General features: G+C 45.1%; 18 protein-coding genes and 18 tRNA genes. 31 read left to right on the top strand and 5 right to left on the bottom strand.

Annotation, left to right across the window (positions count from 1 at the left end):
- Position 1: 1 nt before the first annotated feature.
- The 18 genes from CES81_RS04180 (at position 2) to CES81_RS04265 (ending at position 1,679) form a co-directional block, all read left to right on the top strand.
- Positions 2–74 (top strand) — tRNA-Lys (locus tag CES81_RS04180).
- A 57-nt stretch (positions 75–131) separates the two neighbouring features.
- Positions 132–204: transfer RNA gene (locus CES81_RS04185), tRNA-Thr, on the top strand.
- A gap of 15 nt (positions 205–219) precedes the next feature.
- Positions 220–291, top strand: a tRNA-Gly gene (locus CES81_RS04190).
- A gap of 12 nt (positions 292–303) precedes the next feature.
- Positions 304–389, top strand: a tRNA-Leu gene (locus tag CES81_RS04195).
- Positions 390–410: 21 nt separating this feature from the next.
- Positions 411–484 (top strand) — tRNA-Arg (locus CES81_RS04200).
- 6 nt (positions 485–490) lie between these two features.
- Positions 491–564, top strand: a tRNA-Pro gene (locus CES81_RS04205).
- Between the two features lie 38 nt (positions 565–602).
- Positions 603–676 (top strand) — tRNA-Met (locus tag CES81_RS04210).
- 15 nt (positions 677–691) lie between these two features.
- A tRNA-Ile gene (locus CES81_RS04215) sits at positions 692–765 on the top strand.
- Positions 766–805: 40 nt separating this feature from the next.
- Positions 806–895, top strand: a tRNA-Ser gene (locus CES81_RS04220).
- Positions 896–901: 6 nt separating this feature from the next.
- A tRNA-Met gene (locus tag CES81_RS04225) sits at positions 902–975 on the top strand.
- Positions 976–981: 6 nt separating this feature from the next.
- Positions 982–1,055, top strand: a tRNA-Asp gene (locus CES81_RS04230).
- A gap of 7 nt (positions 1,056–1,062) precedes the next feature.
- A tRNA-Phe gene (locus CES81_RS04235) sits at positions 1,063–1,135 on the top strand.
- Positions 1,136–1,153: 18 nt separating this feature from the next.
- Positions 1,154–1,224 (top strand) — tRNA-Gly (locus CES81_RS04240).
- A 4-nt stretch (positions 1,225–1,228) separates the two neighbouring features.
- Positions 1,229–1,302: transfer RNA gene (locus CES81_RS04245), tRNA-Ile, on the top strand.
- Positions 1,303–1,304: 2 nt separating this feature from the next.
- Positions 1,305–1,392 (top strand) — tRNA-Ser (locus CES81_RS04250).
- Positions 1,393–1,431: 39 nt separating this feature from the next.
- Positions 1,432–1,503: transfer RNA gene (locus tag CES81_RS04255), tRNA-Glu, on the top strand.
- Positions 1,504–1,524: 21 nt separating this feature from the next.
- A tRNA-Met gene (locus CES81_RS04260) sits at positions 1,525–1,598 on the top strand.
- A 7-nt stretch (positions 1,599–1,605) separates the two neighbouring features.
- Positions 1,606–1,679: transfer RNA gene (locus tag CES81_RS04265), tRNA-Asp, on the top strand.
- Between the two features lie 268 nt (positions 1,680–1,947).
- On the opposite strand, the gene CES81_RS04270 is transcribed toward CES81_RS04265, so the two are convergent.
- Positions 1,948–3,174, bottom strand: coding sequence for a DUF2075 domain-containing protein (locus tag CES81_RS04270; protein ID WP_089120826.1), 1,227 nt, complete (start codon positions 3,172–3,174; stop codon positions 1,948–1,950).
- 80 nt (positions 3,175–3,254) lie between these two features.
- On the bottom strand, positions 3,255–3,758 hold the full coding sequence (locus CES81_RS04275; protein WP_089088594.1) for a monooxygenase: 504 nt from the start codon (positions 3,756–3,758) through the stop codon (positions 3,255–3,257).
- 111 nt (positions 3,759–3,869) lie between these two features.
- On the opposite strand from CES81_RS04275, the gene CES81_RS04280 reads away from it, so the two are divergent.
- From CES81_RS04280 to pepF, 5 genes are all read left to right on the top strand, one after another.
- Positions 3,870–4,613, top strand: a complete 744-nt coding sequence (locus CES81_RS04280) for an MBL fold metallo-hydrolase (RefSeq protein ID WP_089120827.1) — start codon at positions 3,870–3,872, stop codon at positions 4,611–4,613.
- A 131-nt stretch (positions 4,614–4,744) separates the two neighbouring features.
- Positions 4,745–5,149 carry a transcriptional regulator Spx gene (spx, locus tag CES81_RS04285; protein ID WP_089088592.1) on the top strand — a complete coding sequence of 135 codons (405 nt, stop codon included), beginning with the start codon at positions 4,745–4,747 and terminating at the stop codon, positions 5,147–5,149.
- A gap of 169 nt (positions 5,150–5,318) precedes the next feature.
- On the top strand, positions 5,319–6,041 hold the full coding sequence (locus tag CES81_RS04290; protein ID WP_089120828.1) for an adaptor protein MecA: 723 nt from the start codon (positions 5,319–5,321) through the stop codon (positions 6,039–6,041).
- A 154-nt stretch (positions 6,042–6,195) separates the two neighbouring features.
- Positions 6,196–7,245: a competence protein CoiA gene (locus CES81_RS04295; RefSeq protein WP_089120829.1), complete on the top strand. Its 1,050-nt coding sequence runs from the start codon at positions 6,196–6,198 to the stop codon at positions 7,243–7,245.
- Between the two features lie 54 nt (positions 7,246–7,299).
- Positions 7,300–9,111 (top strand): oligoendopeptidase F, encoded by a 1,812-nt coding sequence (pepF, locus tag CES81_RS04300; RefSeq protein WP_180949724.1) that lies wholly within the window; start codon positions 7,300–7,302, stop codon positions 9,109–9,111.
- Positions 9,112–9,185: 74 nt separating this feature from the next.
- Here pepF and CES81_RS04305 read toward each other — a convergent pair whose 3' ends face one another.
- The gene (locus CES81_RS04305; RefSeq protein ID WP_180949725.1) at positions 9,186–9,803 is read right to left on the bottom strand and encodes a DsbA family protein; all 618 of its coding nucleotides are present in this window, start codon (positions 9,801–9,803) and stop codon (positions 9,186–9,188) included.
- 319 nt (positions 9,804–10,122) lie between these two features.
- Between CES81_RS04305 and yjbM the strand changes: the two genes are divergently transcribed.
- From yjbM to CES81_RS04320, 3 genes are read left to right on the top strand one after another with little or no spacing between them, the layout of a single operon-like run.
- A complete protein-coding gene (gene yjbM / locus CES81_RS04310; protein ID WP_179211637.1) occupies positions 10,123–10,779 on the top strand; it encodes a GTP diphosphokinase in 657 nt (218 codons plus the stop codon).
- Entirely contained in the window at positions 10,779–11,597 is an 819-nt protein-coding gene (locus tag CES81_RS04315; RefSeq protein WP_089088588.1) for an NAD kinase, read from the top strand. Before yjbM ends, CES81_RS04315 begins: the two co-directional genes overlap by 1 nt.
- Positions 11,590–12,489 carry an RluA family pseudouridine synthase gene (locus tag CES81_RS04320; protein ID WP_089120831.1) on the top strand — a complete coding sequence of 300 codons (900 nt, stop codon included), beginning with the start codon at positions 11,590–11,592 and terminating at the stop codon, positions 12,487–12,489. The genes CES81_RS04315 and CES81_RS04320 overlap by 8 nt, the downstream gene beginning before the upstream one ends.
- Positions 12,490–12,561: 72 nt before the next feature.
- Here CES81_RS04320 and CES81_RS04325 read toward each other — a convergent pair whose 3' ends face one another.
- Positions 12,562–13,161 (bottom strand): copper homeostasis protein CutC, encoded by a 600-nt coding sequence (locus CES81_RS04325; RefSeq protein ID WP_179211636.1) that lies wholly within the window; start codon positions 13,159–13,161, stop codon positions 12,562–12,564.
- Positions 13,162–13,757: 596 nt separating this feature from the next.
- Between CES81_RS04325 and CES81_RS04330 the strand changes: the two genes are divergently transcribed.
- Positions 13,758–14,273, top strand: coding sequence for a tRNA (cytidine(34)-2'-O)-methyltransferase (locus tag CES81_RS04330; RefSeq protein WP_089088585.1), 516 nt, complete (start codon positions 13,758–13,760; stop codon positions 14,271–14,273).
- A gap of 27 nt (positions 14,274–14,300) precedes the next feature.
- Positions 14,301–16,640, top strand: coding sequence for an FtsK/SpoIIIE family DNA translocase (locus CES81_RS04335; RefSeq protein WP_089120833.1), 2,340 nt, complete (start codon positions 14,301–14,303; stop codon positions 16,638–16,640).
- 106 nt (positions 16,641–16,746) lie between these two features.
- On the opposite strand, the gene CES81_RS04340 is transcribed toward CES81_RS04335, so the two are convergent.
- Positions 16,747–16,869, bottom strand: a complete 123-nt coding sequence (locus CES81_RS04340) for a DUF4044 domain-containing protein (RefSeq protein WP_089088599.1) — start codon at positions 16,867–16,869, stop codon at positions 16,747–16,749.
- 165 nt (positions 16,870–17,034) lie between these two features.
- Between CES81_RS04340 and CES81_RS04345 the strand changes: the two genes are divergently transcribed.
- The 3 genes from CES81_RS04345 to rsmH all read left to right on the top strand — a co-directional run bounded on the left by CES81_RS04345 (position 17,035) and on the right by rsmH (position 18,935).
- Positions 17,035–17,382 (top strand): DUF3397 family protein, encoded by a 348-nt coding sequence (locus CES81_RS04345; RefSeq protein ID WP_180949726.1) that lies wholly within the window; start codon positions 17,035–17,037, stop codon positions 17,380–17,382.
- 164 nt (positions 17,383–17,546) lie between these two features.
- The gene (mraZ, locus tag CES81_RS04350) at positions 17,547–17,978 is read left to right on the top strand and encodes a division/cell wall cluster transcriptional repressor MraZ (RefSeq protein WP_089120835.1); all 432 of its coding nucleotides are present in this window, start codon (positions 17,547–17,549) and stop codon (positions 17,976–17,978) included.
- Positions 17,979–17,993: 15 nt separating this feature from the next.
- On the top strand, positions 17,994–18,935 hold the full coding sequence (gene rsmH / locus CES81_RS04355; protein WP_089120836.1) for a 16S rRNA (cytosine(1402)-N(4))-methyltransferase RsmH: 942 nt from the start codon (positions 17,994–17,996) through the stop codon (positions 18,933–18,935).
- The last annotated feature ends 4 nt before the right edge of the window (positions 18,936–18,939 follow it).

Below are 18,939 nucleotides of genomic sequence, written 5' to 3' on the forward strand. Positions count from 1 at the left end.
TGAGCCGTTAGCTCAGTTGGTAGAGCATCTGACTTTTAATCAGAGGGTCGACAGTTCGAGACTGTCACGGCTCATTGGGCCGATATCATATTGACAATAAAAGTCAGATTTGATACTATGTTTATTGTGTTGCCGACTTAGCTCAGTTGGTAGAGCACCTGTCTTGTAAACAGGGGGTCGGAAGTTCGAATCTTCTAGTCGGCATTTTCAATTTAATATGCGGAAGTAGTTCAGTGGTAGAACATCACCTTGCCATGGTGGGGGTCGCGGGTTCGAATCCCGTCTTCCGCTTATGCCATATACGCCGGGGTGGCGGAATTGGCAGACGCACAGGACTTAAAATCCTGCGGTCAGTGATGACCGTACCGGTTCGATCCCGGTCCTCGGCATTTAGTTTTAAATAATATTTTGCACCCATAGCGCAATTGGATAGAGTGTCTGACTACGAATCAGAAGGTTGTAGGTTCGACTCCTACTGGGTGCATTTAAACGGGAAGTAGCTCAGCTTGGTAGAGCACCTGGTTTGGGACCAGGGGGTCGCAGGTTCGAATCCTGTCTTCCCGATTTAAATAAAGTTTCTAACAGTTTTATTTAAACACCATCGCGGTGTAGCTCAGCTGGCTAGAGCGTCCGGTTCATACCCGGGAGGTCGAGGGTTCGATCCCCCCCGCCGCGATTTGATCTTTGACTCGGACCTTTAGCTCAGTTGGTTAGAGCAGACGGCTCATAACCGTCCGGTCGTAGGTTCGAGTCCTACAAGGTCCATATGGTCCTTAGTTGTTGATCATTAATTGAGTTTCATTATGGAGGATTACCCAAGTCTGGCTGAAGGGAACGGTCTTGAAAACCGTCAGGTGGGTCAAACCACGCGAGAGTTCGAATCTCTCATCCTCCTTATTATCGCGGGGTGGAGCAGTCTGGTAGCTCGTCGGGCTCATAACCCGAAGGTCGTTGGTTCAAATCCAGCCCCCGCAATTGTATGGTCCGTTGGTCTAGCTGGTTAGGACGCCTGCCTGTCACGCAGGAGATCACGAGTTCGAGTCTCGTACGGACCGTTTATATGGCTCGGTAGCTCAGTCGGTAGAGCAACGGATTGAAGCTCCGTGTGTCGGCGGTTCGATTCCGTCCCGCGCCATTTGCTCAAAAGATCCATGCGGGTATAGTTTAGTGGTAAAACCACAGCCTTCCAAGCTGTTGTCGCGAGTTCGATTCTCGTTACCCGCTTTTTGGGCCTATAGCTCAGCTGGTTAGAGCGCACGCCTGATAAGCGTGAGGTCGATGGTTCGAGTCCATTTAGGCCCATTGGAGAAATACTCAAGTGGCTGAAGAGGCGCCCCTGCTAAGGGTGTAGGTCGCGTAAGCGGCGCGAGAGTTCGAATCTCTCTTTCTCCGTTGGTTTTTGTATTTTAAGTTTTGTATTCATAAAGCTATGACCCGTTGGTCAAGTGGTTAAGACACTGCCCTTTCACGGCAGTAACATGGGTTCGAATCCCGTACGGGTCATCATCATAACTTTTATATTATCGCGGGGTGGAGCAGTCTGGTAGCTCGTTGGGCTCATAACCCAAAGGTCGTTGGTTCAAATCCAGCCCCCGCAATTCGAATGGTCCGTTGGTCTAGTTGGTTAGGACGCCTGCCTGTCACGCAGGAGATCACGAGTCCGAGTCTCGTACGGACCGTCCATTTTGTTAATCGCCATTAAGGCGATTTTTTTGTTTCTCAAGGTTTACAGGCTGATGTGAAAGGACGGGCCAGTAACTTAAGTCTATCTCGATAAGGATTTCGGTTGATTTTTTGACTAAAGCACAACGTAAGATTCACTCCTTTAATGTAGTCTTAACCCGCTTCATCGCTCAGATTCCGACCACTTGACACCCAAAAGCGCTCTCCCAATCAAAACCATTGGAAGAACGCTTTTGGGTGTTAAATTCTGCTTTGTCTTTTCGGCTAGTTTTGCTGATTAAAACGACCGTATTCTTGAGATAATTTTTGACGTAAAGCTGGGTCGTGAGCAAAAAGATAAAGTCCCATTACGCCGCGTTTCATTAAGACATTAATGGCGTTTAAGGTAAGCTGTACTTTAGCTGCCAAGACTGTTTGGGAATTGACCATATCAGCACGATACTTAAAGGATTCACTATCAGTAATTTTGCTGGTATCAATCGTAATTTTTTGACCATCCGCAGACAGTTTAACTGGCGGTCCCAGAATTAAGCCAACGTAATTTAAATCAAATCCTTGGCAGGTGTATATCGATCCTACTTCATTAATTGTTTCGGGAATTTCGGCCCAGGGAGTTGCTGTATAGTTATATTGATCCCAAGGGAGCCTAAAATTGCCTTCAGTGATAAAGTGGCGACCACCGTCTAAAGTGGAGGGATAACCAGTTGTTGAAACAATTCGGGAAAGGCCGACGCGCTTATTCTGACTGACAATTGCCTGGCGCATTTTTTCAGCATCTGAAAAGATACGAAAATCATAGTGGTGCCGAAAACTAGCTTGCAGCGGTAACAGCGTTCTATCACCGGTAAAGTGATCGATCCAGTCAATGAGGCTGTCATCAGCCTGCATCCGAAATTGATGATCAAGGTGAACCCATTTTTGCGTGTAGGGAGCTAGCAACCTTTTTAGACGGTCTTGTGTCCAATAAGTCTTCAATCGCAGTACTTGGTGTGCATCGAAAACAATCACTAGTACGTGGCATAGTTTTAATAATGATAGTAGATGATTGTGGCCATAATAATTATTGTAGTGATCCGGCTGAGAAAGCAGCAGGTGCGACTCATCTATCACGCCCACGTCGAACGTTTCGTGACGTTTATTCATTCGGTTAATTAATGAAGTGGGCCGTTGAAAACTTTTCTTCAGCAAACCTGGCAACTCACCGGCGATATTGCGGTAGACCTTCAGCAGTTCTGGATGATTAACCATAAAATAATTCTGAGTATTTGCCATCACACTGGTACGATGATTTGCTGCTTGTTGAAGGTCGTAAAAGAGCTGACTTAAAACGACACTCTTGCCCGTACCAGCATCCCCGGTAATTACAAATACGGCTGGTGTCGTATCGTGAAGGTGTGCGCGGACGAAGTCTTTGGCCTGGTCAATTAATGCAGCTTGTTGGCTAGTCGGCTTTTTAAAGGGTGATAATTTTTTTGCTGCTTGGTTTTGCAAATTGATCCGCCTCTTATTTCAATAAAAATAAAATAATCCATACGGTTAATGGCCATATGGATCATGCTGAAAATAGCTGGTTACTTCTCTTCAGGTGTGTAGAAATGATAGCTGGCTTCGTGATAGTTGTTCTGTCCAGAAAGAAAGTAGTTAAAGGGTTTAAACGAACTGCTGCGCTTCCAGATAGAGAAATTATCTGAGTTTTCCCAAGTGGATAACAAAATATTGTTTGACCGGTTCTTTTCGTCCTTCATAAAATAGATTGATCGCATTCCATCTGGCATGGGATCAGTTGTTACAAAATGATTAGCCTTTGAATTAAAGGTTTTTTGGTCGTCAGGAGATAGATTATCAATGTAGATAAAGTTGATAAATCCCTGCCAATCGGTTGTCCCACGGTGGAGTTTGATGTCATAATGAATGGGTGAGCTAAACACGGATTCTTCTCCGGAAACATCCAGCAGTGCAAGCTGCTCGCCAGAGGTGGAAGAATCCAGCATTAACAATTGTCGGTCTGGATAACGGGTCTGGAGCTTTGATAAGACTTGCTTGGTGCCATAGGTAATGCTAATTCGAGTAATCATAGTTCATTCCTCCTGACTTATCACTATTATTATACAATTTGCCAGACTAAAATGGCAATTTAAGGGGCCTGTTTACCCTGAATAAAAATAGATTTGAAGGGAAGTATTAGTATGAAAGTAACGGTTTTGGGGTACTATGGCGGTTACCCGGCAAATGGAATTGGAACGAGTAGCTATTTGATTGAATCAGGAAGTTACCATTTATTAATGGATTGCGGTAGCGGCGCACTCTTGAGCTTAGAGAAGGTCTTGGATCCACTGCAGTTGGATGCGGTAATCCTGTCCCATTATCACCATGATCATATCGCTGATGTGGGGGTATTACAATATTACTGGCAGTTGCACGAACAACGGCCTAATCAAAAGACGCTGCCAATCTATGGGAATACTGCTGACCCGTTAATGGTGGGGAGTCTGACTTGGCCGCACGCTTCTGAAGGGAAGGGGTATGCGCCTGCTGACACGTTGCACCTTGGGCCGCTGACCATTTCCTTTTTACCGATGAAACACCCGGTACCAGCGTTTGGAATGCGCATTGTGGAGAACACGACTGGCGAAACCCTTGTCTTTACCGCTGATACGGCCTATATTCCAGAGTTAGTACCGTTTGCTGATCAAGCAGATCTGTTGATGACGGATACCAACTTCTTTAATGATAAAACTGGTACAAAGTGGCATATGACTGCTGGGGAATCCGGTCGGTTAGCTGCTGATGCCCACGTTGGTCAGCTGATGCTGACTCATCTGCCCCAAATTGGAGATTTGGCAGTGTTGAAACAAGAAGCCCAGGTTGCAGCCGGGGACATACCGGTTGCGTTAGCAGAGCTCCGAAAAACCTTTAGGGTTAAATTGTGACGAATAACTGATATGTTCGTGATGTTTTAGTGAATTTCATTCTCAGTGTACGGGGAATTTGTTATAGTTAAGATAGTAAATAAATTGATGATAACTATCCCCCAGGTCGCATAAGTTTGGAGGCAATTCCTATGACAGTCACGCTATTTACATCACCGAGTTGTACATCATGCCGCAAAGCTAAAAAATGGCTTAAAACACACGAGGTCGACTTTGCGGAACAAAATATTTTTGTGCAAGCACCAAGCATCAAACAGCTTAAGTTGATCCTCCAACTGACTGAGAATGGGACTGAAGACATTATTTCGAAGCGGTCTAAGGAATATAAAAAATTGACCGTAGAAATCGATACCCTTCCAGTGAGCGAACTGCTCAACTTGATCACCCAGCATCCGGGCCTGCTGAGACGGCCGATATTATTTGATGAAAAACGGCTGCAGGTTGGTTTTAACGAGGATGAGATTCGCCGATTTTTGCCACGGCACATCCGCGTGCTTGAACTGGAGAAAGCGATTGAAGCTGCGGATGCCGGCTAAACCGGTAATGACCGGGCCAGTGTTTTGGTGCAAAGGAAACGCGACTTTTCAGGCTACCGTTAAATTCATAATATTTTAAAAAAATTAAGCCAGATACTTTACAAACTGCAAAAATTCTTTAGTATGGAGATAGGTAAATCTTGGTGCGGGCAGGAAGAGGTGTTGGGTCATGGAAATGGAAAGAATTAATGAGAACACAATTCGCGTTTTAATTGGAAACGATGATTTAACCCAACGGGGCATTACCGTCCTTGATCTGCTTGGTAACCACAAGCAAATTGAAAGCTTCTTTTACAGTATTTTGGAAGAAGTCGACGTTGATCACCAATTTCAGGAAACCGATGCCGTTACCTTTCAAGTTCTACCTAACCGGAACGGACTTGAGCTATTTATTAGCAAGGGTGGTGCGGATGAAGAGTCAACGGACGTGGATGATGAAAATGGTGCAGGTTCGCCAGATATCGAAATGGTTAACGAAGACGAAGTGCCAGACTTCTTAAAGAAGCAGCTGATGCAGACTGATAGTGACGCAGTTCAAGACAAGTCGTCGACCGAGTCAGCAGATCACGAATCGTCTCCCGTGACCAAAACATCACCACTCCATACAACGGTTGTCCGTCTCCATAATTTCGAGGATATGATTTCGATTGCGGAAGCACTGAAATTATCTGACGCGACTTCTAATTTGTATCACTATAAAAATGCTTATTACTTAGAACTGATTTTTCGGGTTAACGAAACTTCACCGGAGAGTATTAAAGATGAGTTAGCGATTGCTTACGAATATGCAGAAAAAACGAAGATTACCGCCGATGTTCTTGATGAACATGGGAAAAAGATTATGGCGCAAAGCGCGCTGCAACTAACCCGCCGTTACTTTACTGCAGACTAGTTAATGGGTTATCAGAATAAAAACGTTAAGTTGAATTTATCAGCTTAACGTTTTTTTTGTTTTTCCTAAAAGTGGGAATCATTCAAGATAGTAAAAATTACCGCCGCTTTTTTGACGTAGGTAACTTTAACCTCCTAAGAGAGCAGGGAATCGTATGTTAACCGCACAGACCGAACAAAATCAGCGCGTGGCCGCCAGTGACGCCCAGCGCGGAATGCCTTATTTTTGTCCCAGTTGTCGAGAACAGGTCATTTTAAAGCGTGGCACCCGGATGATGGCCCACTTTGCTCACCGTCCCAATTCGAACTGCCGGCCGTTCAGTGAGTCTGAAAGTCAAAAGCACTTAACGGGTAAGTGGCAGTTAGCCGCTTATTTTGGCCGGAAACACGTTGAATTGGAGCCTTATCTTCAGTTGCTGGCACAGCGGCCAGATTTACTGGTGAAACGGGAAGCTCACCAATTGGCGGTTGAGTACCAGTGCTCGCCGATCTCTGCTGGCAAATTGCGGCAGCGTAATCAGGGATACCATGCCTATGGCCTGGAGGTCATCTGGATCTTAGGTGAGGCTTATTTACAAACGATCACGTCGGTTCGTCACGCCGAAAAATGGCTCCAATACTCCGATAAGTTAGGGTGGTACCTCATTTTTTGGGAGACTCGTCAACAGTGTTTGATCGTTTGGCACCACTTAACTATCGATGGTTTAGGCGGTTTGCAGGGGTGGGCTAGAACTAGCACTGGCAATCAAGTGGGGAAAAGAACCCCCAAAACTTTAGCGTCAGTTCAGAAACTGATTCAACGGCGGATTCAAATGGGATTGCACTACAAAAATGCTAAGTGGCTAAAACTGCAGCAGTTCTGTTATGAACACCAACGTTTATTGCAGGCCATTCCACCGGTGTGTTATCAATTCACTAATGCTGAGCCGTTAGTTTGCGAATCCCCCATTATTTGGGCGGCACTGATGACTGTTTTGTTAAGTGAAGTACCTGTGGGGTCGCTGATTCGCCAACTTGATCTAGAAAAGTGGGCGGCTAAAATCAGCACGTTATTTGATGGTGCGCAGTTAATTCAGTGCACGACACAACAGCTTGCTAATAGCTGGGGAAGACAACTGCAACGGTATGCTGATCTTTTAGAACAGCACGGGATTTTAAAGGAACTGGCTAAAAAGTCGTGGCAATTGATTGCTTCACCATACTAGGCATGTGGTAAGCTATGAACAGTATCAAATTTCGATGAGAAGGAAGTGCTGTCGTTGGCAGATATCAAACAATTACCAACCCGTGAACAGGTCGATTCAAGCTTAACCTGGGATTTGACCCCCATTTATCAAGATCGTCAGGCTTTTAATCAAGCTTTTGATCAGGTGGCGAAACAAATTGAAGCTTTACCAGAGTTACAGGGTAAACTGGCACGCAGTTCAAAAGACTTGGTGCAGGTGATCGATGCCATGATGGCGGCCATTCGGCCAGCAGAGAAGCTGTATGTTTACGCTTCTTTGAAGCATGATCAGGATACAACCGATGCCGACAACCAAGCCTTAAGCGGCCGGACCCAAAGCTTACTGACAAAGTTAGAAAGCAACCTGGCCTGGTTTGAGCCTGAGTTATTGGCAGTTGAATCCAAGACACTGGATCAATGGATACAGACCGATTCAGGATTAAAACCATATGAACACTACCTGCGGACCATTACGGATGAACGTGAACACGTGTTGACGCCCGCTGCAGAAAAGCTGTTGGCGCAGGCAGGAGATGCTTTAAATGCTTCCAGCAACACGTTTGACGTTTTAAACGATGCCGATTTGGAATTCCCGGTTGTCGAAGATGATGATGGTGGCACGGTGCAGTTGTCGCAAGGGATCTATGATCAGCTGATTCAATCCACTAAGCCTGAAGTCCGCAAAATGGCGTTTAAACAGCTTTATGCGGTGTATCATCAGTTTAGGCATACGTTAGCCGCCACGCTGTCTGGGAACGTTAAAACCCACAATTTTGAAGCGTCCGTTCACCACTATCAGGATGCCCGGCAAGCTGCCATGAATGCTAATCACATTCCTGAAAGTGTGTTTGATTCACTAGTAACGAGTGTTAACGACCATTTACCGCTACTGCACCGTTACGTTGCTTTGCGAAAGCAGATTTTAAAACTGCCAGAATTGCATATGTATGATCTGTACACGCCGATAACCGGCGAGCCAAAATTATCCTATACGTTTGATGAAGCTAAGGCTGAGGCGTTAAGGGCACTGGCAGTCTTAGGTCCGGACTATTTAAGCCACGTTCAAGAAGCGTTTGATTCCCGCTGGATCGACGTGGTTGAAAATAAGGGGAAGCGCTCGGGTGCTTATTCTTCCGGTATGTACGACACGGCACCATACATTTTACTGAATTGGCAAGACAACCTTGAGAGCTTGTTTACGCTGGTACATGAAATGGGTCACAGTATGCACAGTTACTACACCACCCACAACCAGCCGTATCAGTATGGTGACTACTCCATTTTTGTGGCTGAGATCGCATCGACGACTAATGAAACCCTGTTAACGGATTATTTACTGAACAAGTATGATGACAAACAAGTTCAGGCGTTTGTTTTAAATCATTACCTGGATGGTTTTAAGGGAACGGTGTTCCGTCAGACGCAGTTTGCTGAATTTGAGCACTTCATTCATCAGCAGGATGCTGCCGGACAACCCCTAACGGCTGATTATTTGAGTCAGTATTATTTGGAGCTGAATAAGAAGTATTACGGCAAGGACGTTATTTCAGACCCAGAGATTGCCGACGAATGGGCTCGAATCCCGCACTTCTATTACAACTATTACGTGTATCAGTATGCCACCGGTTTCGCGGCTGCTAACATGTTGGCTCAGCGAATCAATAGTGGTGAGCCAGCCAAGCGGGAGGCTTATTTGAACTATTTGAAGTCCGGAAGTTCTGATTATCCGATTAACGTCATGCGTAAAGCTGGTGTTGATATGACGCAGACAGCTTACCTTGATCAGGCGTTTGCCGAATTTGAGAAGCGTTTAAATCAGTTTGAAACCTTAGCCAAAACCATGTAGGTTTCGGCCACCGTAAACAAAAAGCGACCTGCATTGAATGCAGATCGCTTTTTGAGTTTAACAACTCACATGCTTTAGAGAATATGTAAGTTAGGTGCTGACTTTTGGTGCGCCAGTGCTTGTTTGGCAATCAAGCCGTTGTTTTCGCAGATTTCGTACAGTGCCTGATAGGTGACGTCTGGCAGCATTAAGCCACAGTCCGAGACGTCAGCATTATATAAAATCGCCGTAGAAGGTGCGGCAACGTTCATTTCGGATGCTAACCGTTGATCCGCTTGAAAAGCGCGGCGGGCCAATTCGGATTGGCGATCCTCCTTAAACATAGCGAGGTCTAAGTGCACGTGTTTGGCAACTTCTAAGACGAGTTTCTCAGAATAAGGCTGGGCTTGTTTAACCAGTTGATTTTGCAGGTTCAACAAAAACAACCGTCCCTTTTTCTTTCCTTGAAAGAGGGCAGCCTTGTAGTCTAAAATGATACGATAATGCAGATTAAATTGTTTATTACGTAAATTTAAGTTATGGCAGTCTTGATTGGTCGCCTTTAAATGCTGATCAATCATTTGCGGATTAAGTAGCGGAATAAATTGATAGGAAATATCACCGAAAATTGGATCGGCGAGACGTAAGATACACTTTTCCGACTTCATACAGCGACTGCCTAATGGGTTGATAAATAGATATACTTCTAGCAAAGTAATTTCCTCCATTAATTAGTCGTTAATTAGTAAACGACCTTTCAGTTCAAAAGTAATCATAAAGCATTTTGAGTGAAATGCAAGGATTTAGGCTATGTAAATACCGTCGGATAAGGTAAAAACGGTTCCAAAGACCGTCGGAATAGGAATAATGTTTTCCGCTATTATACAGTAAATTGTGTTCTTTTAGGTTTCTGTCAATTAAGTTGGTCAATTCTTCTGTGTTCAAACAGCCCACCTAATCGAAAATATGCTAAAATGAAGTCTGTTTGTAAAACAAAATACAAGCAATTGAAACCATATCGAGGTGAACAGCTTGATTGAAAATTGGAATCATTTTTTGCTGCCGTATAATCAGGCAGTGGATGAATTAAAGGTAAAGCTACGGGGAATGCGCAAGCAATTTCAAAACAAAAATCAGCGTTCACCCATTGAGTTTGTGACTGGTAGGGTGAAACCAGTTGACAGTATTAAGGAAAAAATGAACCGCCGGCACGTATCGGAAGAACGGCTGGAACAGGATATGCAGGATATCGCAGGTTTGCGGATCATGTGTCAGTTTGTGGAGGACATTTATCAAGTTGTTGATCTGCTTAGGAAGCGTTCTGATATGACAATTCTTGAGGAACGTGACTATATCCATAATGAAAAGCCCAGCGGGTATCGTTCTTATCATATCGTAATCGAATATCCCGTTCAGATGGTTACCGGCGAAAAGAAAATTTTGGCTGAGATTCAAGTTCGGACACTTGCAATGAACTTTTGGGCAACGATTGAGCACTCTTTGAATTACAAGTATCAAGGGGAATTTCCCGAAGAACTCAGTGCCCGGCTGCAGCGGGCTGCAGAAGCAGCTTTCAAGCTGGATACCGAAATGTCTGAAATCAGAGAAGAAATCGAAGAAGCACAGCATTTATTTTCATACGGCAAGGGAGCCACTCCGCAGCCGCCTAATAAGAAGGATGATCAGTGATGAAAATTGGAATTTTTAGTAATCCAGGTTCAGATTCAACGCGGGTTTCGAACGCGTTGAAGTCAAAAATTAAGGCCGAACATCTCACTTTAGATAATGGCCATCCCGATATTCTGATCACTGTTGGGGGTGATGGTACTTTACTTTCGGCCTTTCATCACTATGAAGATCAGCTCGCCAGTATCCGTTTCGTTGGTATTCATACCGGCCACTTAGGCTTTTATACGGATTGGCGTGATTATGAGGTCGACGAGTTAATTGACAGCTTAGCACATGATAATGGTCAAAGTGTCAGTTATCCGCTGTTAGATATGCTCATTGAGTATAGTAATGGTGACCGCGAGTCACGGTTAGCCCTGAATGAGTCGACCCTTAAAAAGGTGACCGGCACCATGCTGGCCAACGTTTATATCAAGGATCAGCTATTTGAACTTTTTCGTGGAGATGGCCTATGCGTTTCAACCCCCACCGGTTCAACTGCCTATAATAAATCAGCTGGCGGTGCGGTCATCAGTTCCGAACTTAACGTTGTTCAGGTTTCAGAAATTGCTTCAATCAATAACCGGGTCTTTCGAACTTTAGGTTCACCGATCATTATTTCGCCGAGTGAATGGGTTCGCATCGAACCGGTTCAACTAGATAAAAGTCAGGTGAATGACATTTTAATGACCTGTGACCAGAATATGGTAGAAAATCACCGCATTAAGTCGGTGACTTACCGGATTTCAAAGCAGCGAATTGCATTTGCTGAGTATCGTCATACGCAATTCTGGAAACGGGTCTCCGAATCCTTTATTGGGGTGAAACCGATTGATTAAGTTTGACTGGCAGTATACTGGTGATGCGCCGATTTACGTTCGTACTTTTATGCGTCAGCAGGGTATCAGTAGAACCCTTTTAAAACAGATCAAGTTTTCTGGCGGTCGAATCTGCGTTGATGGGACGCCGGTTCGTGTGACGTATAAAATGCAGCGGGGCCAACGACTGGAAGTGACTCTGCCGCCCGAAGTTCCCAGCGACCATTTGCAAGCTTCCGAGACGCCGTTAGCGATCCTTTACGAAGATGACCATTTTCTGGTGGTTAATAAGCCAGCCAAAGTCGCCTCAGTGCCTTCCCACCTCTATGCCGATGATTCAATGGTCAACCGGGTGAGGGGTTACTTGATACGTACTCAAGCTGCCAGTCAGGTGACTCACATTGTGACCCGTTTGGATCGTGAGACCAGTGGTATCGTGATTTTTGCCAAACACCACTTTGCTCACACCGTGCTGGACACTCAACTGAAACAGCATCGCTTGAAGAAAACGTATTTTTGCGTGGTGACAGGGGTGGTCGACAGTAAGCACGGGGTCATTGACGCACCCATTGGCAGGGAGCCGGGTTCCTTCATTAAAAGGATGGTTCGTCAAGATGGCAGACCGGCTCAAACTGAGTATTGGTTAGCCAAGCGGATGCCCGCTTCAACGTTGTTGCGGGTTCGTTTGCATACTGGAAGAACACACCAGATCAGGGTCCATATGGCGAGTATCGGCCACCCATTAGTGGGGGACTTTCTGTACGGGCAGCAGACGAATCCATGGATTCACCGGCAGGCACTGCACTGTGCGTCAGTGAGTTTCTATAACCCGTTTGCACAACGGCAGATTACCTGTTACGCACCGATGCCAGCGGATTTTGCAGCGGTGATCGAACATGAAAGCAGCCTTTAAGAGGCAGCAAAAAAGAACCCGTTACTTTGCGTTGAAAACAAAGTAACGGGTTCTTTTATAGAACAAATGGTTTTAGAGTTCTTGAAGAAAGTAGGTTAAATCCAGCTGCTCGTTTAATTGCGTGCTTTTGGATTCATTAGGACTGAGGACGGTGAGCTGCAACCCAGCAGCCTGAGCAATGTTGTTTAGTTTGGATAACTGAGCAGTGTCGGCCTTGTCGGTTAAATGGGTCAAGACTTTTTCCACACCGTTATCAGCCAGCCACTTAAGTGAGCTGGCCTGTTGACTGTCGGCAAGTTCATCGATCGCCGTACCAAAGGTGATCGACATACCGCCAGCCGCTGCGATCAGGTTATTCATAGCCTCAATGTCTAGTTGGTGATCGGCCGTTAGGGCTGCAATAATCACACCGTCAGCTCCCAATTGCTGCGCTTCTAGAATATCGGCTTCCATAATTTTCAGCTCTGGATCGCTGTAACAGGCAGCACCAGTTCTCGGCCGTATGAGAACGGTCAGGGATAGATCGTGTTCGTGGGCGTATAGCGTTGCTTCAGCGATGGTTCCCTTGCTGGGGGTCGTTTGGTGATTGCCGATCGTGATTCGGGTCGTTTGGTCGTTAACGGCCTGCGTCAGTTGATTATAGTTATTAACAAGCGGTTCGATAAATTTCAAGGTCAGTCTCCTTTTTCTCTGTTTATAGTCTATGTGCCATTATAGCAATTTTTTCTTGGAATGTTGCTTTAGTTGATTGTATTTATCATAATTATTTTTAGGTAAACGAGCTGAGAGATTATAGTTCCAAACTAATCAGTAAGGTAAATGGGATCATTGCGGGCTAAAAGGTCAGCATTTAAATGCTATAGACCGATTTAGCAATCCCTTGCATTCTGTACTCATTCGCGGTATATTACTTGTTGAGAAATCATTCGGGAGTGGATGTCGAGCAATCGTCAGCCGCTGTCGAATTTGCACTTCATTAACGCAGTTCCTCGCCGTGCTGACACCGAGGGGTTGCGTTTTTTTATGTGATCAATTTTTTAAGACTAGCTAATGCATTTTGGGGGAATTGCCTATCGTCACGGTAACGAATATAATAAATTGGTAGCAAAAAAGCAGTTTGTCAGCGTTAGGCAGCACTGGCACGGAACGTGCCAAAGTAAACGGCCGTCACTTCGCGCCCAAATTTGCGTGTGAGTCAGCGGCGTTTCTAAAAGCTCGTGATGTTAATCATGAGCAGTTCACAATTTATAATTACGAGGAGTTTCATTATGTCCAATCATATTGTTTTATTTGAACCTTTAATGCCAGCTAATACTGGTAACATCGCCAGAACCTGTGCCGGGACTGATACGATTTTAGATTTAATCGAGCCTTTAGGCTTTTCAGTAGACGATGCACATTTGAAACGGGCCGGCTTAGATTACTGGGATAAAGTTGATATTCGCTATCACAAAAATCTGCAAGCGTTTATGAGTACGGTACCAGACGTTAAACGGCTGTTTTTAGTTTCTAAGTTCGCCGAATTTGCGTATACTCAACACGATTATACCGATGTTAAAAACGGTGACTACTACTTTATGTTCGGTAAAGAAACGACGGGATTACCGGAACCGTTTATGCGCCAGCATACAAAGCAAGCTATCCGGATCCCGCAGGACGATACCCATATTCGTGCTTTGAATCTCTCAAATTCTGCGGCCATCGTGATTTACGAAGTCCTTCGGCAGCAAAGCTTTCCTAAGTTGGAACTTAGTCATCGCTATGAGCATGATAAATTAAAGTAGTTTAAATCTATTATAGGAGGGGACATTTTGGCACAAAAGCGAAAGACCACGCGGCGTCGAACAACTAAGTCGACTAAACGGCGCAAAAAAGGACGTCAAAACAGCACGTCCTATACTGCCAATGCGGTGGGCCTCGTGATGCTGGCTTTGTGCCTTTTGGCGTTTTTTAAGGCCGGTTTTATCGGCAACCTGATGGCTAATCTGATTCGGTTTGTCGTCGGGGATACGTATCCACTTTTGAGTTTAGTTGGTATCGCCGTGGGACTAGCTTTATTGATCACGGGTCAACTGCCGCGAATTTCTCGCAGGTGGCTTTGGAGCTTGGGGACGATGTACTTGGGTGCGTTACTCTGGCTGCACGTTGACCTTTTTTTATCTGAAAATCAGCATACTGGTTTTTTGAGTTATACCTGGCAGCTGCTTAGCGGTGACTTAATGAATAACAGTGTTAGTACGGCCGTTGGCGGCGGTACGATCGGTGCTGTGCTGTTAGCAGTCACTCATTTTTTGGTGGCTTTTGTTGGCGCAAGGGTGATCGCTGTGTTACTGATATTGATCGGGTTGATGATTGCCTTTAACGTATCGGTTGCGCAGGTCCTAAAGTGGCTTCAAATGAGCGGTCACTGGCTTGGTGAAGGAATCAAAAAAACGAGTCAGTTATTAGTTAATGGTTTTACTAAACTTAAACGAACTCAGTTTAGTCCGCCTAAGCCTGCGGTAAAGGCTAAACCCAAAAAGGTGGTTTCGGCTGAAGAAGAGGATTTGCCGACCCCTGTATCCGAGCGGCATTCGGGCCCTGAAAAGGCAGCTGATAAAGCGCCAAATGCGATTCCCATCAGCGTAGCTACGCGGAAGGACGAACCGGCAACGACGCCTGAGCCAACGGGGGCAAAGCCTGATGAAGATGCCGAACCCACTATGATTTCGAATGTGGGCGACGATCCGAATTATCAGCTTCCTAAAACTGATTTGTTAACGCCCATTCCGCAAAAAGATCAGCAAGACGATTACAAAACGATTGAAAAGAATACGAAGATCCTCAAAAAAACGTTGGACAGTTTTGGCGTTGACGCTGAAATCAAACACGTTAATTTAGGGCCTTCTGTGACTGAATACGAACTTCATCCGGCGATTGGCGTCAAGGTTTCTCGGATTGTCAACTTAGCGGATGATTTAGCGCTTGCGCTAGCTGCCAAGGAAATTCGGATTGAAGCGCCGATTCCCGGTAAATCGTTAATTGGAATTGAAGTGCCCAATCGAGAAATTTCAACCGTTTCGTTTCGTGACGTTAGCGAGGCCGTTCCCCACGGACCTGCTCATCTATTGCAGGTACCGTTAGGGCGGGATGTCACCGGTAAAGTGATTACGATGGATCTCACCAAGATGCCCCACTTACTGATTGCTGGGTCAACGGGTAGTGGGAAATCAGTTGCAATCAACGGCATTATCACTAGCATTTTAATGAATGCTAAGCCGAGTCAAGTCAAGTTGATGCTGATCGACCCTAAAAAGGTGGAGTTAAGTGTCTATAATGGTATTCCGCACTTATTAACACCCGTTGTTTCAGACCCGAAAAAAGCGGCTAAGGCCCTGCATAAAGTGGTGCACGAAATGGAACAGCGTTATGATCTTTTTGCCAAGGTAGGCCAGCGTAAGATTGCCGGGTATAACCAGTTTGTTCAAACCCAGAATCAAACTGCTGATAAGCCGTTACCCACGTTGCCATACATTGTTGTGATCGTTGATGAATTAGCTGATTTGATGATGACGGTTTCTAACGAAGTTGAAGATGCCATTATCCGGCTGGCTCAAATGGGCCGGGCGGCTGGAATCCATATGATTCTGGCGACTCAGCGGCCTTCAGTTGACGTTATTACCGGTTTAATTAAAGCCAACGTGCCTTCCAGAATGGCGTTTGCCGTTTCCAGCGGGGTTGATTCACGAACGATACTGGATTCTAATGGTGCCGAAAAACTGTTAGGACGGGGTGATATGCTCTACATGCCAGTTGATCAAAACTCGCCAATTCGAATTCAAGGGGCCTATATTCCTGATAAAGACGTTCAGCACGTGACCGACTTCATTCGTCAGCAGCAAACGGCAGAGTACGATGAAAGCATGATGGTCACCGACGAGGAGATTTCTGAAGATGCCGCACAATCTGATGATGAGCTGTTCAACGATGCGTTGCAGTTTGTCGTTGATCAGCAAAAAGCCAGCACTTCACTACTGCAGCGGCACTTCCGAATTGGCTATAATCGGGCAGCTAGGTTGATTGATGACCTGGAACAGGGTGGCTTTATCGGTCCTCAAGACGGCAGTAAGCCGCGTAAAGTCTATAAGCAAAAGCATTCAGGTGCAAATTAACTACCAGCGAAAATCATATTAAATGCATACTAAAAGCTCCTGAAGCAAATGAGCTGCTTCAGGAGCTTTTTAGCATTTTATTAAGGGTTGAATCCCCACCGCTTATTTATCCGAACATGCCAATGGCCTGTAGGGCACTTGCAACGAGGGATCCCAAGGTTGCAATGATCATGATCCATACGAGGACCATTGTAATTTTTTGGAAGGTTGATTTTTTCTTTTTCTGCATGATAGCACCACTTTTCATCTGTTTACTTCAAATAGTTTAACGTGGACGATTAAGAAATGCAATCGGTTTGGAAACTTTCTTGATTTTAACGGGCCGAATGCGGTAGAATTTCGGTTGTGTATAATCAAAGGGAACCATAATGGCTTGAGGAAAGGACAGACGACGTTGAATCAAATTATTGTGCAAATTATTATCCTGATAGCGGTCCTGTTCATTTTAAGGCTGTTTAGGGGGTTCATTCCTAAGCGCAAACGACCCAAACTGCACCCAATAGACTGCTTGCCATTACTCAGCCTCTTTTTTATCTGGCAATTATCACGTACTTGGGCTAGTCCTTGGTTTGCCTTTATAATCTTTATTTGGATGATTATTTCGATTGGTTTGACGCTTTGGTGGGGGTTATCTAAAGGTGAACTGCTTTGGAATAAGTTCCTGCTTTTTTACTGGCGATTGACTGATATTTTACTGCTGATTGCTTACTTGATTACCGTCATAATTGCCTTACTTAAATAGAAATATATATGAAAGAATATGAAGTATCCCAACCTTTCCCCGTTCAAACATAGTTTGGACGGTTTTTTTTAAATTTGATAGATTAATATTTGGGGAGTTGTGGTAGAAAGTGGGGAGCTGTGGTAAACTTTAGTTAAATTAGTTGATTTTAGGAGGCGATTCGAATGTTCATGGGTGAATTTGAGCATTCGATCGATACTAAGGGGCGACTAATCATTCCAGCCAAATTTCGTGAGCAGCTGGGAGAAGAATTTGTGATCACTCGCGGCATGGATGGCTGCCTGTTTGGCTATCCGATGTCTCAGTGGGAGGTCATGCAAAAACGGTTAAGTGCATTACCATTAAATAAACGGGATGCACGGGCTTTTGTCCGGTTCTTCTACTCAGCTGCAACGACGTGTTCGTTTGATAAGCAGGGGCGGGTAAATCTCCCCCAAGCGTTGATCAAACATGCTGAACTGGATAAACAATGCGTCATTGTTGGCGTGTCAGAACGTTTTGAAATTTGGAGTCAGGAACGCTGGCAGACCTTTGCTGATAAAGCTGAGGAAAGCTTTGACGACATCGCGGAAAACTTAATTGATTTTGATATCTAAGACGAGGGAAATATTATGGCAGAGTTTCATCATCGAACAGTATTATTAAACGAAGCCGTTCACGAACTTAACGTTCAGCCGGATGGGACATATGTGGACTGTACACTTGGTGGCGGCGGCCATACGCATAAGATCCTAACCGAATTGACTACCGGTCATTTGTATTCGTTTGATCAGGATCAAACAGCCATTGACTTCAATAAAGAACAGTTAACTGATGAGATTGAGGCTGACCGACTAACACTGATTCACGCTAACTTTAGGGACTTAAAGCAGGCACTGGCAGAACAGCAAGTTGATCGAGTTGACGGTATCCTTTATGATTTGGGTGTTTCCTCACCCCAATTTGACGATGCTGATCGGGGTTTCAGCTATCGTTACGATGCGCCACTGGATATGCGTATGGATCAAAGCGCACCGCTGACTGCCCAAACGGTAGTTAACGAGTGGTCTTATCAAGATTTGGTTCGCATCTTCTACCGCTACGGTGAAGAAAAGTTTGCTAAATCGATTGCAAGACGAATCGAAGCTAGGCGGGCCGAAAAACCGATTGAAACGACCGGTGAACTGGTTGAATTGATCAAGGAAGCTATTCCAGCGGCTGCCCGGCGTCATGGCGGGCATCCCGCGAAGAAGGTTTTTCAGGCAATTCGCATTGCTGTAAACGATGAACTTTCGGCGCTTGAGGCGTCACTGGAACAGGCACTCACACTATTGAATCCAGGGGGTCGGATTTGTGTGATTACCTTTCAGTCTTTGGAGGACCGGTTGGTTAAAACCATGTTTAAGGAAAAGAGCAGTTTACCTGATTTACCTGCAGGCTTACCAGTTATTCCGGATAACATGCAACCAGATTTTAAACTCGTGACTCGTAAGCCCATTTTACCAGCTGAAGATGAGTTGGCAGCAAATCATCGTGCACACAGTGCAAAGCTACGGGTAATTGAGCAAAAATAACGAT

Origin of the sequence: Secundilactobacillus pentosiphilus (assembly GCF_002217985.1) — a bacterium.
GTDB lineage: Bacteria > Bacillota > Bacilli > Lactobacillales > Lactobacillaceae > Secundilactobacillus > Secundilactobacillus pentosiphilus.